Below are 15,063 nucleotides of genomic sequence, written 5' to 3'. Positions count from 1 at the left end.
CCACCGGGTACCCCGCCCGCCGCATCCTCAGTCGACGCCCCCGTGCCCCAGCCCCGAACCCCCGGGGCGGCACCCGGGGTACCACCTGGGTCCCCGCGGACTCATGACCCATGGGGACAGATGTCCCGTCGGGACATCACAGGTGTACGGTGAGGGGCATGACGGCGACGCAGCCCTCCAGCAGCCCGGCCGGCCCCCCCGACACCCCCGGCGGGCCCGACGCACCCGACCCCCGCGGAAGGCCGGACGGGGAACGCGAGGACCGCCGACGGCGCAAGGCCCGCCAGACGCGCAGCGCACTGGCCGCCGCCGCCCTGGAGCTGATCCTGGAGCGGGGCCTGGCCGACACGACCGTCGAGGCGATCTCGGAGCGCGCCGACGTCACCCGCCGCACGTTCAGCCGGAACTTCACCGGCAAGGAGGACGCGGCCCTGGACTTCGTACGCGGCGACGGCGACCGCATCAACGCCCTGCTGCGTGCCCGCCCGGCGGCCGAACCGCCCCTGCTGGCCTATCGCAGGGCCGTCGGCGACTGGCTCGCCGACCGGGAGAACCCCGCCTGGCAGGTCCGGCCGGACATGCGGCGGCTGCTGGCCCTGCTGGACCGCGAGCCCGCCCTGTTCGCCGCCTACGAACGCATCCGGGTCGACGCCCAGGAGGAGTCGATCCGGATCATCGCCGACCGGCTCGGCACCGACGACGCCCAGGACGTACGCCCGTCCGTCGTCGTCGGAGCCGCCGCCGGAGTCCTCACCGCGGCTCTGCGCCAATGGGCGCGGGCGGCCGAGGACGGCACCCCGGGAGCCGCAGACCTCGCCGCTCTGGTCGAGCGGGCCTACGACGCCCTGACCACCCAGGCCGCGACCGCGGCCACCGACAGTACGACCGAGAAGTGAGCGCACCATGAGCACCACCCCCACCCCCACCCCCACCCCCGCCACCGCCCCTGCCGCCACCCCCCTCACCGACTACGCGACCGAGTTCGCCGGCCGCACCGCCCTCGTCACCGGCGCCGCCTCCGGCATCGGCCTGGCCACCGCCCGCCGCCTCGGCGCCGGCGGCGCGCACGTCGTCATCGCCGACTTCAACGCCGAGGGCGCCGAGCAGGCCGCCGCCGACCTGACGGCCGAAGGCGTCAAGGCCGCCGCCGTCCGCCTGGACGTCACCCGGCCCGAGTCCGTCGAGGCCGCGGTCGCCTTCGCCCAGGACACCTTCGGCGCCCTGCACCTGGCCGTGAACAACGCCGGTATCGGCGGCCCGAGCGCCCCCACCGGGGCCTACGACATCGACGCCTACCAGCGCGTCGTGCGCACCAACCTCGACGGCGTCTTCTACTCGCTGCGCTACGAACTGCCCGCCCTGGAGGCCACCGCAACCGGCGGCGCGATCGTGAACGTGGCCTCCATCCTCGGCTCGGTCGGCTTCGCCGGCTCACCCGCCTACGTCGCCGCCAAGCACGGAGTCGTCGGCCTGACCAAGACCGCCGCCGCCGAGTACGCCGCCCGCGGCATCCGGATCAACGCGGTCGGCCCGGGCTTCATCGAGACCCCGCTGCTCAGCACCATGGGCGAGGCGGCCCACCGCTCCCTGACCGCCCTGCATCCGGCCGGCCGCCTCGGACGCGCCGAGGAGGTCGCCGAACTGATCGCCTTCCTGCTGTCCGACCGTGCCTCGTACGTCCACGGCAGCTACCACCTCGTCGACGGCGCCTACACCGCCGTCTGAGCACCCGCCGAGCACACCGGAGGAAGGATCGATCTGCCATGAAGGCACTGCAGTACCGCACCATCGGCGCCCCGCCGGAGGTGGTCACCGTCCCCGACCCCGAACCCGGGCCGGGACAGGTCCTCCTGAAGGTCACCGCCGCCGGAGTCTGCCACTCCGACCTCGCGGTGATGAGCTGGCCGGCCGAGGCCTTCCCCTACCCGCTGCCGCTCACCCTCGGCCACGAGGGCGTGGGCACCGTCGCGGCGCTGGGCGCCGGGGTGACCGGGCTCGCGGAGGGCGAGCACGTCGCCGTGTACGGGCCCTGGGGCTGCGGCACCTGCGCCAAGTGCGCCGAGGGCAAGGAGAACTACTGCCTGCGCGCCGACGCCCTCGGCATCCGCCCGCCGGGGCTCGGCGCTCCCGGCGCGATGGCCGAGTACCTGCTCGTCGACGACCCACGGCACCTGGTTCCGCTGGACGGCCTCGACCCGGTCGCCGCCGTCCCGCTGACCGACGCGGGCCTCACCCCGTACCACGCGATCAAGCGCGCGCTGCCCCGGCTCGTGCCGGGCTCCACCGCCGTGGTGATCGGCACCGGCGGCCTCGGTCACGTCGCCATCCAGCTGCTGCGCGCCCTGAGCCCGGCCCGCGTCGTGGCCCTCGACGTCAGCGAGGACAAGCTGCGGCTCGCCCGCGAGGTCGGGGCGCACGAGACGGTCCTGTCCGACGCCGGGGCCGCCGCCACCGTCCGCGAACTGACCGGCGGGGCCGGCGCCGAGGCCGTGTTCGACTTCGTCGGTGCCGAGCCGACCGTCGCCACCGCCGGCGCCGTGGCGGCGGTCGAGGGCGAGATCTCCCTCGTGGGCATCGGCGGTGCCGCACTCCCCGTGGGCTTCGGAGTGCTGCCCTTCGAGGTGTCCGTCAGCTCGCCGTACTGGGGCAGCCGCGGTGAACTCGCCGAGGTCCTGGCCCTGGCCCGCTCCGGCGCGGTCTCCGTGCACACGCAGACCTTCACACTGGACGAGGCCCCCCTCGCCTACGAGCGTCTGCACGAAGGCCTGATCGACGGGCGGGCGGTCATCCTGCCCCACGGCTGACACCCGCGTCCCGGCACCGGCCCACGGGCCGCCGGGCGTGCTCAGGCGGAGGCGCTGAGCGCCACCACGGCCTCGCCGGCGCGGACCAGGAGCGCCGGTGCCCGGCGGGGCGTGGACATGTGGTCAGGCACCTTCGGGACCGCCGACGCCCTGGGAACGCTCCGGCACGGAGGCGACCGCCGGCGCGGGCGGCGGATCGTCGAGGAAGTCGGCGCTCGGCACGTGGAAGAGGCCGCCGGTGACCGCGGTGGAGAAGTCGAGGATCCGGTCGTGCACGCCGGGCCGGTCGCCGAGGAACATGTTCCGCAGCATCTGCTCGATCACCGCGGGCGTACGCGCGTACCCGATGAAGTAGGTGCCGAACTCGCCCGCGCCGATCCGGCCGAAGGGCATGTTGTCCCGCACGATCTTCCGTTCGGTGCCGTCCTCGTCGGTGACCGTGTTGAGCGCGACGTGCGAGTCGGCGGGTTTGACGTCGTCGGGCATCTCCACGTTGTCCGGCTTGGAGCGGCCGATGACCTTCTCCTGCTCCTCGACCGGCAGTGCCTTCCAGGCCGTGAGGTCGTGCAGGTACTTCTGCACGACGACGTAACTGCCGCCCGCGAAACCGGGGTCCTCCGCGCCGACGTGGACGGCGTCGGCGGCCGGCCGGCCCTCCGGGTTCTCGCTGCCGTCGACGAAGCCGAGCAGGTCGCGTTCGTCGAAGGACTTGAAGCCGTGCACCTCGTCCACCACGGTGACGGCACCGCGCAGGCGCTCGCCGATCAGCTGGGCCATCTCGAAACAGAGGTCCATGCGCCGGGCGCGCAGGTGGAAGAGCAGGTCGCCCGGGGTGGACGGAGCGTGGTGACGGGCGCCGGTCAGCGGCACGAACGAGTGCAGGTCGCGCGGGCGCGGTCCGGCGAAGAGGCGGTCCCAGGCGGCGGAGCCGATGCCGACGACGCAGCTGAGTTCGTCGTCCGGCGCCCGGAAACCCACCGACCGCTTCAGACCGGCCACGTCGGGGAGCAGGTCGCGGACGGCGGCCTCACCACCGGAGGTGATGGCGCACACGAGGAAGAGGGCGGAACGGGCGGGCGGAGCGATCACGGACTGTGACTCGACCACGGAACGTGCCTCCAGGTTCGTGACGCGGGGTGGACCGGGCGTGACGTCAGCCGGTCGCGTCCGTCAGACGCCCCGGCGCCCGGCGTGGTTCAGCCAGTCGGCGAGGACCGCGGCTTCGCTGTGGTCCACGTCCTTGGTGGCGGTGAGCAGGGTGACGTCGTCCCGGGCCGCCAGCTCGCGCAGACGCTCGACGGCCGGCTGGTGATCGGGATCGCCCAGCTCGGAGACGTAACGGCGGCGGAACTCGGCGAAGCGGTCGGCATCGTGGTGGTACCAGCGGCGCAGATCGGTGGAAGGGGCGACGTCCCGCAGCCACTCGTCCAGGTGGGCGTCCTCTTTGCTCACGCCCCGGGGCCACAGGCGGTCGACGAGGACGCGCTTGCCGTCCCGCGGCGACACGTCCTCGTAGATCCTTCGGTAGCTGATCTGTCCGGCCATGACGGCACCTTTCCGGTTCGACCGGCCCGGTCCGGCCCGTCACATTCTATCGGCGGACCCGGACCCGGACCCGGACCCGGACCCGGACCCGGACCCGGCACGCGAGCACGAGCCGGAGCGCCGACGCGGTGACCGTCCGGCGCAGTAGGCTACTTTCGGCTACGGGGCGACGCAGCCGGCGTTCGCGGTGGAGTCGGCGCTGGGCCTGTCGTGTTAGTGTGACGCGTTTGCGTGGTCGTCGCGGTGGGCGCTTCCGCCTGTTCGGTTCTGCTGGTGCGCGGGCTGTTCGATCCTGCCGGGCCTTCCTCGGTACGTTCCCCTGCGGAAGGCTGTTCATGAAGCATCCCGACGACTCCGGCATCGCGCACGGCGGTCCCGCCCGGCCCGGAGCCACGACCCCGGCGCGGCCCTGGGCCGCCTCCTTCGCCGACCTGGAACTGCCGGTGGAGGTGGTGCGGACACTGAGCGGACTGGGGGTGCGCGAACCCTTCCCGATCCAGGCCGCCACACTGCCCGACGCCCTGGAGGGGCGCGATGTCCTGGGGCGCGGGCGCACCGGATCGGGCAAGACGCTCGCCTTCGGCCTGCCGCTGCTGACACGTACGGCTGGACGGCGCGCCGAACCGAAGCAGCCCCTCGCTCTGATTCTCGTGCCCACCCGGGAGCTGGCCCAACAGGTCACCGAGGCGCTGGCGCCGTACGCCGAGGCACTGCGACTGCGCATGGCCACGGTCGTCGGAGGCATGTCGATCGGCCGGCAGGTCGCCGCGCTGCGGCAGGGAGCCGAGGTGGTCGTCGCCACCCCCGGACGCCTGCACGACCTGATCGAGCGCAACGCCTGCCGCCTGGGACGGGTGAGGATCACCGTGCTGGACGAGGCCGACCAGATGTGCGACCTGGGATTCCTGCCGCAGGTCGTCGACGCGCTCGACCAGGTACACCCCGACGGCCAGCGGATGCTGTTCTCGGCCACTTTGGACCGCCACGTCGATCAGCTGGTCAGCCGCTACCTCCACGACCCCGTCGTCCACTCCGTCGACCCGTCCGCGGGCACGGTCTCGACGATGGAGCACCACCTTCTGGTCGTCCACGGCCCCGACCTCTACGCCGTCGTCACGGAGATCGCCGCCCGCGACGGCCGCGTCCTGCTGTTCCGCGACACCAAGCACGCCGTCGACCAGCTCACCCGGCATCTGCGGGCCGGCGGGGTGCACGCCGGGGCCCTGCACAGCGGCAAGTCCCAGCCCCAGCGCACACGGACCCTGACGCAGTTCAAGAACGGCCTGATCACCGTTCTGGTGGCGACCGACGTCGCGGCCCGCGGCCTGCACGTCGACGACCTCGACCTCGTGGTCAACGTCGACCCGCCCGCCGACCCCAAGGACTACGTGCACCGGGCCGGCCGCACCGCCCGCGCCGGTGCGTCCGGCAGGGTGGTCACGCTCGTGGAGGCGGCCGGGCGCCGCGAGACGAGCCGCATGATGGCCGGGGCCGGCATCGAGCCGACCGTCACCAAGGTGCGCTCGGGCGAGGCGGAGCTGAGCCGCATCACCGGCGCCAAGGCCCCCTCCGGCACCCCGCTCGACGGCGGGCCCGCCGCCCTGCGGCCCAAGAACACCAACGCTCCCTTCCGCGGCCTCGGCACCGGCAAGGACCCCTCCCGCGCCGCCGGCGGCAAGTCCCGCAAGGCCGGCGAGGCCCGCAAGCTCGCCGAGGCCCGCAAGGCCGCCCGCGTGCGCCGCAACGGCTGAGAGCCGTCGCCCTGCCGGCGGATCTCCCGGCCACGGGGCCGGCCCCCTCGGCCCGGCCCGAAGCCGTCCTGCGCGCCCCCGCCCACGAAGCGAACGCCCTCGACCGCGACGGGGGCCCCGCCCGAAACGAAGCGGGATGATGCTGCCGGCGCCACGCACCGCGTCCGGCATGACAAGCTGTGCTTGCCCCATCCCCGAACCCAGGAGGTCATCATGACCGCAGAGCCCGTGACTACGGAAGGTTCGGAGCCGGCCGACGCCGAGACGCCCCCTCTGGCGCCGGACAACGACGGCAACTACGACCTCAAGCGCAAGTTCCGCGAAGCCCTGGCGCGCAAGCGCGGCGCGCAGGCGGACGCAGCCGATGCCGCGGCCAACCCGGATGCGTCGAAGGTGCGTGCGGCGCACGGCCCGGCCGCGAGCCAGCGGTCCTTCAGGCGCAAGAGCGGCGGCTGAGTCGACCGGTCCCGCGGTCCGGCCGCAGGACCGGCAGGCCGCGCGCCGACCACTCGCCGGCCCGGTGCCGTGGCCCGCAACGTGCGCATGCCATGTGCGCGTTGCGGGTGAGGTGCAACGGGGTGCTCGCCTGCAGGAATGACCCCATGGCGGTCGGCGCGGGTCGATGGCGCCGCTGCACCGGCATTCCGGCCTAGGCGTCCGGCCGGCCACGTCGCACGGTGGCCAGGACGTGGCGGACGGCCCGTCCCGCTCCGCCACCCCCGCCGTCGTCCGGGGGCAGGACGCCGACGTACCTGACGTGACGTCAGTCCGACGGGTGCCGGTGTACAGTGAAGAACGCCCTTGACCTGCACAAAGCAGGCAGGGAGCCGTCTTCTAGGAGTGCTGAATGCTGCGCACCATGCTCAAGTCGAAGATCCACCGTGCCACCGTCACCCACGCCGACCTGCACTACGTCGGCTCGGTGACCATCGACGCGGACCTGCTCGACGCCGCCGACCTCCTGCCCGGAGAGCTGGTCCACATCGTCGACATCACCAACGGCGCCCGGCTGGAGACGTACGTCATCGAAGGCGAGCGCGGTTCGGGGGTCATCGGCATCAACGGGGCCGCGGCCCACCTCGTGCACCCCGGTGACCTGGTGATCCTCATCAGCTACGTCCAGGTCGACGACGCCGAGGCACGGGCCCTGGAGCCGCGGGTGGTCCACGTGGACGCGGACAACCGGATCGTGGAGCTGGGCGCCGACCCGTCCGCCCCCGTACCGGCCTCGGACCAGCAGCGCAGCCCGCTGTCCGTGCCCGCCTGACCGCACACCGCGAGGAGATCGCCCATGAGTGGCATCGAGATCCGCGACGACCGGCAGGCCGGCCGGCTGGAGGCCGTGTCGGGAGGCGAAGTGGTCGGCCGCATCGAGTACTTCGTCCTGGAGACGCCCGGGCGCGCCCTCGTTCCGGTCCACACGATCGTGGAACCGGCCCACGAGGGCAAGGGCATCGCGGGCTCCCTGGCGCGCGAACTGTACGCCACCGCCGGGCGCGAGGGCGTCGTCGTGGCCCCGCTGTGCCCGTACGTCACCAAGTGGGCCGCGCGCCACCCGGACGAGGCCCCCGCGCCCGGCCCCGGGCTGCGGCAGGCCGCCAAGGAGTGGCTGGCGGCGCACCCGGGGCGGTTCTGAGCACGACCGGGGGCCGTGCCGTGCCGCCCCCGTCGCCAGAGCCGCGCGCGCCGGCAGGTCCGGCCGCGTCGGCCGTGCCCGCCGTGCTCGCGCTGCTGCACACCTCGCCCGTCCACGTCCCGGTCTTCGAGGCCCTGCGCGCGGAGGACCACCCGGGCCTGCGGCTGCGGCACTTCGTCGACGAGGACCTGCTGCGCAGGGCCGGCAGGGACGGCCCGGACGCGGTGGCGCACGACGTGGCGGCGGTGCTGGACCGGGCCGTGTCCGAGGGCGCGGGCGCGGTCCTGTGCACCTGTTCGACCATCGGCGCGGTCGCGGAGGCGGCCGGCGCCGGGCGCGCGCTGCCCGTGCTGCGCGTCGACCGGCCGATGGCGGCCGAGGCGGTGGCCGCCGGCCCGCGGGTGGTGGTCGTCGCGGCGGTGGAGAGCACCCTCGCCCCCACCGTCGCGCTCCTGTCCGAGGAGGCGGACCGCGCCGGTCGCCGCGTCCGAGTCCGTCCCCTCCTCGTGCCCGGCGCCTGGGCACGCTTCGAGGCCGGTGACACCGACGGGTACGTACGGGACGTCGCGGCAGCCGCCGACGCGGTCACGGACGCCGACGCCATCGTCCTCGCCCAGGCCTCCATGGCCCGGGCGAGGAACCTGACGACGACGTCCGTCCCGGTCCTGGCCAGCCCCCGCCTCGGACTCACGGCGGCGGCACGGGCGGCACGGGCGGCGGGGGCGGCGGGGCCGGATCGCGGCGCAGGGCGGTAGGGCGCGGGCGGAGTCGACGGCGGTGACTGCGGTAGCGGATCACCGGGGTCGGTGCCGGGCGGCGGGCCCGGACGGTAGGGCAGTAACGGGCGACAGGGCCGGATGGCGGCGCGCGGTAGGGCCGAGACGGGCGGCGGAGCGGCGGGGTCGGCGGCGGGCGGTAGGGCCGGGAGAGGCGGCGGGGCCGGACCGCGTCGGCGGGCGGTAGGGCCGGTACGAGCGGCGGGACGGGATGGCTGTGCCGAGGGGTAGGCCCGGTACGGGCGGCGATCACCGGGGTCTGCGGCGGGCGGTAGGGCCGGTACGGGCGGCGATCACCGGGGTCTGCGGCGGGCGGTAGGGCTGGTACGGGCGGCGATCACCGGGGTCTGCGGCGGGCGGTAGGGCCGGTACGGGCGGCGGAGTCAGATCGCGGCGGCGGGCGACAGGGCCGGCAGGGGCGTCGGCCCTATCGGATCGCCGGTGCCGGGGACGGGAGGCGGCGGGCACCCCGGACGAACGCGTCGCGGATGAGCCCAGCCGGGTCCTCGCCGTGCTGCCCCCGGGTGACTGGCCGGGCGGGTGCCGGGTAGGCGGGGGAGTAGTCCAGAGCCCGTGTCGACCGACTGGCCGGAGGACGCCATGACCGACCCGTACCCCGACCCCGTACAGCCCCCGCCCACTCCCGGACCCGGACCCGGGCCCGCGCCGGGCCCGGAGCCCCAGCGTCCGCAACCGCAGCCGGACCCCGTGCCCACCCCCGAACCGCATCCGGCCCCGGAGCCGCCGCCGGTCCCCGGACCGCCGCCGGGGCCCGGACCGACGCCGCCGCCCGGGCCCGTGCCGCCGGGGCCGCTCCCCGGCCCGCCGCCCACGCCGCCGGCCCCAGGACCACCCCCGGGGCCGCCCGAGCCTTCTCCGTCCCCGATCCCGCCGGGCCCGGAACCGGTGCCGAATCCCGAGCCGGGGCCGCCGCTGTCCTGACGGCGGCCCGCCCGGCCCGTTCCTGCCGCGGACACGCCGCCCGTGCCCGCTACGCCGTCACCTCCGTACGGTCCCCGCCCCACAGCGTGTGGAAGGAGCCGTCGCGGTCCACGCGCCGGTAGGTGTGCGCGCCGAAGAAGTCGCGCTGCCCCTGAGTGAGGGCGGCCGGCAGGCGTTCGGCGCGCAGGGCGTCGTAGTAGGCCAGCGCCGCGGCGAAGCCGGGGGTGGGCACGCCCTGCCGGGTCGCGGCGACGAGGACCTCGCGCCAGTCGTCCTGGGCCGCTGCGATCTCCTGCGCGAAGGTGTCGTCGGACAGCAGGCTCGGCAGGTCCGGACGGGCGTCGTACGCGGCCCGGATGCGGTCCAGGAAGGCCGCCCGGATGATGCAGCCGCCCCGCCAGATCGAGGAGACCGCGCCCAGGTCGATGTCCCAGCCGTACTCCTCGCTGCCCGCCGCGATCTCGTGGAAGCCCTGCGTGTACGACACGATCTTCGAGGCGTACAGCGCCTGCTCGACGCGGTCCGCGAACGCCGCCGCCTCGGCCTCGGACAGCGGCTCCGCCTTCGGACCCGCGAGCTGCCGCGAGGCCTGGCGCAGCGCCGCGTGCCCGGAGAGGGACCGCGCGAAGACCGCCTCCGCGATACCGGACACCGGCACCCCGAGGTCGAGCGCGATCTGCACCGTCCAGCGGCCCGTGCCCTTCTGCTCGGCCTGGTCCACCACCACGTCCACGAACGGTTCGCCCGTGGCCGCGTCCACATGCGCCAGGACCTCCGCCGTGATCTCGATGAGGTACGAGTCCAGACGGCCGGTGTTCCAGGTGCGGAAGACCTCCGCGATCTGCGCGGGCGAGTATCCGGCCACGTCACGCAGCAACTGGTAGGCCTCGCCGATCAGCTGCATGTCGGCGTACTCGATGCCGTTGTGGACCATCTTCACGAAGTGGCCCGCGCCGTCCGGGCCGACGTGCGTCACGCACGGCGCTCCGTCGGCCGCCTTCGCGGAGATCTTCTCCAGCATCGGACCGAGCGACGCGTACGACTCGGTGGAACCGCCCGGCATGATGCTCGGACCGTGCAGCGCGCCCTCCTCGCCCCCGGAGATGCCCGTACCGACGAAGTGGATGCCCTGCTCGCGCAGCTCCCGCTCGCGGCGCCGGGTGTCGGCGAAGTGCGCGTTGCCGCCATCGATGATCATGTCGCCGGGTTCGAGCAGCGGCGCGAACTCCCGGATCACCGCGTCGGTCGGCTCGCCCGCCTTGACCATGACGACCAGCCGGCGCGGACGCTCCAGTGCCGCCACGAACTCCTCGGCGGTCTCGGCCGGCACGAAGGCGCCCTCGCTGCCGAACTCCTCCACCAGCGACGTCGTCCGGGACACCGTGCGATTGTGCAGCGCGACCGTGTAGCCGTTGCGCGCGAAGTTCCGGGCGAGGTTGCGGCCCATGACCGCGAGTCCCGTGACGCCGATCTGGGCTGTAGTGCTCATACCGCCTGCTCCTCAAAGGTCCGATGGATCGCCGCGTCATGTGGTCCGTTAGTGGGGCCGGCCGGTCTTCCCGGGGTGCCCGGGGCCTTCCGGGGGCCCTGGGCAGGCTTCCCCGCCCTGCGACCATCCTGGCCCGCCGACACGTCGGCCGCACATCCGTACCGGCTGCCGCCAGCTCCCCGCACGGCTGCCTCACGCGCGGCGGGTGCCTGACGTATCGGCGCAGCCTGCCGGCCCCCGTCGTAGCGGCCGGCCCGGCCCGCTCTGCCCCGGCGGTCTCCCGGGGCCGTCTGCCCCTCGTTTTTGATCCGGCCAACGCACGTACGATACGCGCCACTTGAAATATGCAAGCGGCCGATTGCCGTCTTGTCATGGCTCGTTCGCGGCGTCTACTTTTGCCCCTCCTGACGCATGGCGAGGGGGAACGGACATGGCCGCACGCGGCCGGCACCGCCGGTACCAGCCGAACAGGATCAACCGCGCCTCACTGACCGTCACGGTGGGCGGCGCGGGTATGGCCATCCCGCTGATCGGCGCCGGCACCGCGTACGCGGCCGACGCGGCCACCTGGAACAAGGTGGCCGCCTGCGAGTCGAGCGGCGACTGGAACACCAACTCCGGCAACGGGTACTACGGCGGGCTGCAGTTCACCCGGTCCACGTGGGCGGCGTACGGCGGGACCGGATACGCCCCGCGGGCCGACCTGGCCACCCGGGACCAGCAGATCGCGGTGGCGGAGAAGGTGCTCGGCGGCCAGGGCCCCGGCGCCTGGCCGGTGTGCGCCCCGCGCGCCGGACTGACCCACGCCCAGGCGGCGCACCCGCACACACATATCCCGCAGACGCACGCGGTGCACTCGCAGACCAAGCAGTCGCACACGGCGCGGTCACCAGCCGCGCAGACGCACACCACCCGCACCGGCACCGCGACCCCGGTACACGACGTCCGGCCGCAGACCACGCCGCAGTCCCGCGCGGGCACCGCCGAGATGTACACGGTGGTCCGCGGCGACACCCTCTCCGGCATCGCCGACGACCGTGACGTCCGGGGCGGCTGGCATCGGTTGTACGCCGACAACCGGACCGTCGTCGGGGACGATCCGGACCTGATCCTGCCCGGCCAGCGGCTCTCCCTGCACGCGCCGCACCAGGCGCCGGCCCCGCACGAGGAGCGCACCCCGGCCGCACGGCCGGGCACCAAGGCCGGACCCGAGCAGAAGCAGACGCAGAAGCAGCCGCAGAAACAGCCGCAGAAGCAGACGCAGAAGCAGAAAACCGCGGCGAAGCCGAAGCCCGCCGCCCGGACCGGGAGCAGCAGAACAACCGGGCGGCCGCACACGGGCCCGCACACCACCTCGCACACCCTCGTCGCCCCCGTGCACGGCCCCATCGGCACCGGGTACCGGGCGTCCGGCTCCCACTGGTCGAAGGGCTACCACACGGGCGTCGACTTCGTGGTTCCCACCGGCACCTCCGTGCACGCGGCCGGGGCCGGGCGGGTGGTCACCGCCGGCTGGGGCGGCGCCTACGGCTACCAGGTGGTGATCCGGCACGCCGACGGCCGCTACAGCCAGTACGCGCACCTGTCGGCGATCTCGGTGCGGGCCGGACAGTCGGTCACCGCCGGGCAGCGCATCGGCCGCTCCGGTTCCACCGGGAACGTCACGGGCCCGCATCTGCACTTCGAGGTGCGGACGGGGCCCGGTTTCGGTTCGGACATCGACCCGGTCGGCTACCTCCGGGCACACGGCGTCAGGATCTGACCCGGGGCCGGTGCCGGACGAGCACGGGGACGGGGACGTAGGGCAGGCCGTGCACGAGGCCGCAGAGCGGTCCGCCGTACAACGTCCCCACCTCCAGCGGCGCTTCGTCCTGTACCGGTATGGCTCCCGGGGCCGCCTCCCGTGGTGCCGGGGGAGCGGGGACCACGGCGGGCAGCCGCGGGGAATCCAGGACCGTTCCCTCGAGAGTCACCGTTCCCTCCAGAGTCACCGGAGCCACCGATCCCTCTAGAGCCCCTGGCCCTTCCAGAGTCACCGCTCCCTCCACAGTCACCGGAGCCGGAGTCACCGAAACCTCCGGAGCCGCCGCCCCCTCCGGCGTCACCGCCGCCGTGCGCCCGATCCGCTCGGTCGTCAGCAGGATCAGGCCACCGGCGGCCACCACGCCGCAGCCCAGGGCGAGCACGGTGCCCGTCGTCCCGTAGCGGAAGGTCTCGCCGAACATCGTGATCCCGACCGCTGCCGCCGCCATCGGGTTCACGACCGTGAGCGTGGCCAGCGGCGCCGCGAGGCCACCGCCCCGGTACGACGCCTGCGACAGCAGCATGCCCGCGGTCGCCAGGACCCCGATCACCGCGAGCGACGGCAGGTCCGACGCCGTGATCCCGGTGGTCCAGTCCACCGCGACCGCCTTGGTGAACACCGACGACATGCCGAAGGCGATCCCGGAACCGATGGCGAGCAGCACGCTGCGCACCGCCGGATGCCGGTGCGCGGCGCGCCCGGCCACCGTCAGCGCGACCACCGCACCGCCGGTGAAGGCGGCCAGGGCGACGCGCTGCGCGCCGCTCAGGGAGTGCGTGTGGGAGGCGCCCACCAGGGAGAGCAGGCCCGCCAGACCCACCGTCGCCATGACCGCGCCGCGCCACGCGGCGGCGCCCGCCCGGCGGCCGACCAGGAGCGCGGCCATCGGCAGCGCGAACACTATGGTCAGGGCGCCCAGCGGCTGGACAAGACTGAGCGGTCCGCAGGCCAGGGCCACCACGTGCAGCAGCGCGCCCAGGCCGTTCAGGGCGACCGCCGCCCACCAGGCCGGCCGGCGCAGCGGCGCGTACTGCTCATCGGGGGCCGACACCGCGACCTGCTCCTGCACGATCGCGCCGCCCGCGTACGCGACGGCGGACACGAGTGACAGCAGCACGGACAGCGCGAGGGCGCTCATGAGCTGGTCCTCTGCGGGAGGCGGGGGCGGCGGGCCCGGCGCGGCGAACAGGCGGCTTCCATGGTTCAACACCTTGCCGTGCCGATCGCTTCCCGTCGTCGTTCCTGAGCAGTCAATGGGTCATACTGCCGATGGAGTATTCGTCCCCCGATGTCCTCCCCAAGGTGGGCGACTTACGAGGGGCACCCCCTGAGAAACCGCCCGAGCCCACCCCTAGGGTCCCGTCGGCCGCCGGCCGCTTGGTACTACTGCTCCTCGTGGAACCCGACGCCGAACTCGCCGCCCTCCGCCCGCTCGGCGGCTTCTTCGCCCTGCGCACGGGCGAGCCGCCCCGAGGGTCGCTGCCCACCCTCGCGCAGGTCTACGCCGACCCGTCCTGCGGGCACGCCGCAGACCCGCTCACCGTCCGGGTGCGCCGGGTCGCCGAGGGCATCCGCGCCCCCGAGGCGAGAGTTGCCGCCTCGGTGGCCCACCAGGGGCTCGCCGCCCGGCTGTGGTCGGTGGCCCTCGGCTGCACCGTACGGTACGGACAACTCCCGGACCTCGCACCGGACCTGCTCCGCTGGGACCCCACGGCCGGCGCCCCCGACGACCTGTGGCTCACGGAGGTACGCCCGACCGGCAACGCCCCCGCGCCCGACACCGTCTCCGCCTCCGACACCGATGCCGAATCCGACACCGATGCCGAATCCGACACCGATGCCGAATCCGACACCGATGCCGAATCCGGCACCAATGCGGATTCCGGCGCCGCTGCCGATGCCGCTGCCGTCGCCGCGCTCGCCCGCGTCGTCCTGCTCGCCCACCTGGAACCCCTGGCCGCGGCCCTGCGCGCCCGGTACCGCCTCGCGCCGGGGCTGCTGCGGGGCAACGCCGCCTCCGCGCTGGCGGGCGCGGCGCGGCAGCTCGGCGGATGGGCACGGGCGGACGGCCGGCCCGAGGCCGCTCAACAGGCCCACGACCTGGCCGTACGCCTGCTCGCGCACCCCGCGCTCGCCGGAGCGGGCACCCTGGACACCTGGGGCGCCAGGGGCGCCAGGGGCACCACCGGCTTCCGGCGGCGCAGTTGCTGTCTCTACTACCGGGTACCCGGCGGCGGTGTCTGCGGGGACTGTTGCTTCACACGAGTCCCGCGCTCTTCCCCGCGGGCCGCATCCGGGTGACCATGAAAGGGACTT

General features: G+C 74.4%; 14 protein-coding genes. 10 read left to right on the top strand and 4 right to left on the bottom strand.

Annotated elements, in window-relative coordinates:
- Positions 1-158: 158 nt before the first annotated feature.
- Genes AB0G56_RS21640 through AB0G56_RS21630 form a run of 3 tightly spaced genes read left to right on the top strand, consistent with a single transcriptional unit; the run spans position 159 to position 2,804 of the window.
- Complete coding sequence (locus AB0G56_RS21640) at positions 159-896, top strand: TetR/AcrR family transcriptional regulator (protein ID WP_360971700.1); 738 nt, start codon at positions 159-161, stop codon at positions 894-896.
- Between the two features lie 7 nt (positions 897-903).
- On the top strand, positions 904-1,725 hold the full coding sequence (locus AB0G56_RS21635) for an SDR family NAD(P)-dependent oxidoreductase (RefSeq protein ID WP_360971698.1): 822 nt from the start codon (positions 904-906) through the stop codon (positions 1,723-1,725).
- A 38-nt stretch (positions 1,726-1,763) separates the two neighbouring features.
- A complete protein-coding gene (locus tag AB0G56_RS21630) occupies positions 1,764-2,804 on the top strand; it encodes an NAD(P)-dependent alcohol dehydrogenase (protein ID WP_360971696.1) in 1,041 nt (346 codons plus the stop codon).
- Between the two features lie 123 nt (positions 2,805-2,927).
- On the opposite strand, the gene AB0G56_RS21625 is transcribed toward AB0G56_RS21630, so the two are convergent.
- Together AB0G56_RS21625 and AB0G56_RS21620 are read right to left on the bottom strand one after the other, a co-directional pair.
- Entirely contained in the window at positions 2,928-3,911 is a 984-nt protein-coding gene (locus AB0G56_RS21625) for a Dyp-type peroxidase (RefSeq protein WP_360971694.1), read from the bottom strand.
- A 63-nt stretch (positions 3,912-3,974) separates the two neighbouring features.
- Positions 3,975-4,349, bottom strand: a complete 375-nt coding sequence (locus AB0G56_RS21620; protein ID WP_360971692.1) for a DUF488 family protein — start codon at positions 4,347-4,349, stop codon at positions 3,975-3,977.
- 335 nt (positions 4,350-4,684) lie between these two features.
- Here AB0G56_RS21620 and AB0G56_RS21615 point away from each other — a divergent pair, with 335 nt between their 5' ends.
- The 5 genes from AB0G56_RS21615 (at position 4,685) to AB0G56_RS21595 (ending at position 8,491) form a co-directional block, all read left to right on the top strand.
- Positions 4,685-6,100, top strand: coding sequence for a DEAD/DEAH box helicase (locus AB0G56_RS21615; RefSeq protein ID WP_360971690.1), 1,416 nt, complete (start codon positions 4,685-4,687; stop codon positions 6,098-6,100).
- 213 nt (positions 6,101-6,313) lie between these two features.
- Positions 6,314-6,556: a DUF5302 domain-containing protein gene (locus AB0G56_RS21610; protein ID WP_360971688.1), complete on the top strand. Its 243-nt coding sequence runs from the start codon at positions 6,314-6,316 to the stop codon at positions 6,554-6,556.
- A gap of 391 nt (positions 6,557-6,947) precedes the next feature.
- The gene (gene panD, locus AB0G56_RS21605; RefSeq protein ID WP_360971686.1) at positions 6,948-7,367 is read left to right on the top strand and encodes an aspartate 1-decarboxylase; all 420 of its coding nucleotides are present in this window, start codon (positions 6,948-6,950) and stop codon (positions 7,365-7,367) included.
- 24 nt (positions 7,368-7,391) lie between these two features.
- Entirely contained in the window at positions 7,392-7,736 is a 345-nt protein-coding gene (locus AB0G56_RS21600; protein ID WP_360971684.1) for a GNAT family N-acetyltransferase, read from the top strand.
- A gap of 83 nt (positions 7,737-7,819) precedes the next feature.
- Positions 7,820-8,491: an aspartate/glutamate racemase family protein gene (locus AB0G56_RS21595; RefSeq protein ID WP_360971886.1), complete on the top strand. Its 672-nt coding sequence runs from the start codon at positions 7,820-7,822 to the stop codon at positions 8,489-8,491.
- 1,012 nt (positions 8,492-9,503) lie between these two features.
- On the opposite strand, the gene gndA is transcribed toward AB0G56_RS21595, so the two are convergent.
- Entirely contained in the window at positions 9,504-10,943 is a 1,440-nt protein-coding gene (gene gndA / locus AB0G56_RS21590; protein ID WP_360971682.1) for an NADP-dependent phosphogluconate dehydrogenase, read from the bottom strand.
- A 430-nt stretch (positions 10,944-11,373) separates the two neighbouring features.
- On the opposite strand from gndA, the gene AB0G56_RS21585 reads away from it, so the two are divergent.
- Positions 11,374-12,705, top strand: coding sequence for a transglycosylase family protein (locus AB0G56_RS21585; RefSeq protein ID WP_360971680.1), 1,332 nt, complete (start codon positions 11,374-11,376; stop codon positions 12,703-12,705).
- On the opposite strand, the gene AB0G56_RS21580 is transcribed toward AB0G56_RS21585, so the two are convergent.
- Positions 12,695-13,885 (bottom strand): DMT family transporter, encoded by a 1,191-nt coding sequence (locus AB0G56_RS21580; RefSeq protein ID WP_360971678.1) that lies wholly within the window; start codon positions 13,883-13,885, stop codon positions 12,695-12,697. The two genes, AB0G56_RS21585 and AB0G56_RS21580, sit on opposite strands and share 11 nt — an antisense overlap.
- Positions 13,886-14,124: 239 nt before the next feature.
- On the opposite strand from AB0G56_RS21580, the gene AB0G56_RS21575 reads away from it, so the two are divergent.
- Entirely contained in the window at positions 14,125-15,048 is a 924-nt protein-coding gene (locus AB0G56_RS21575) for a (2Fe-2S)-binding protein (protein WP_360971676.1), read from the top strand.
- Positions 15,049-15,063: the final 15 nt, after the last annotated feature.

This window comes from Streptomyces sp. NPDC021356 (assembly GCF_040641015.1).
Taxonomy (GTDB): domain Bacteria; phylum Actinomycetota; class Actinomycetes; order Streptomycetales; family Streptomycetaceae; genus Streptomyces.
The sequence above is the reverse complement of the archived record's forward strand: the minus strand, read 5'-3'. Positions and strand labels throughout refer to the sequence as shown.

Excerpts from the sequence above, each read along its gene's own strand:
- AB0G56_RS21610 (WP_360971688.1), top strand. The coding sequence starts at position 6,314 with ATGACCGCAGAGCCCGTGACTACGGAAGGTTCGGAGCCGGCCGACGCC.
- AB0G56_RS21615 (WP_360971690.1), top strand. The coding sequence starts at position 4,685 with ATGAAGCATCCCGACGACTCCGGCATCGCGCACGGCGGTCCCGCCCGG.
- AB0G56_RS21620 (WP_360971692.1), bottom strand. The coding sequence starts at position 4,349 with ATGGCCGGACAGATCAGCTACCGAAGGATCTACGAGGACGTGTCGCCG.
- AB0G56_RS21635 (WP_360971698.1), top strand. The coding sequence starts at position 904 with ATGAGCACCACCCCCACCCCCACCCCCACCCCCGCCACCGCCCCTGCC.
- AB0G56_RS21640 (WP_360971700.1), top strand. The coding sequence starts at position 159 with ATGACGGCGACGCAGCCCTCCAGCAGCCCGGCCGGCCCCCCCGACACC.
- AB0G56_RS21600 (WP_360971684.1), top strand. The coding sequence starts at position 7,392 with ATGAGTGGCATCGAGATCCGCGACGACCGGCAGGCCGGCCGGCTGGAG.
- AB0G56_RS21630 (WP_360971696.1), top strand. The coding sequence starts at position 1,764 with ATGAAGGCACTGCAGTACCGCACCATCGGCGCCCCGCCGGAGGTGGTC.
- gndA (WP_360971682.1), bottom strand. The coding sequence starts at position 10,943 with ATGAGCACTACAGCCCAGATCGGCGTCACGGGACTCGCGGTCATGGGC.
- AB0G56_RS21585 (WP_360971680.1), top strand. The coding sequence starts at position 11,374 with ATGGCCGCACGCGGCCGGCACCGCCGGTACCAGCCGAACAGGATCAAC.
- AB0G56_RS21580 (WP_360971678.1), bottom strand. The coding sequence starts at position 13,885 with ATGAGCGCCCTCGCGCTGTCCGTGCTGCTGTCACTCGTGTCCGCCGTC.
- panD (WP_360971686.1), top strand. The coding sequence starts at position 6,948 with ATGCTGCGCACCATGCTCAAGTCGAAGATCCACCGTGCCACCGTCACC.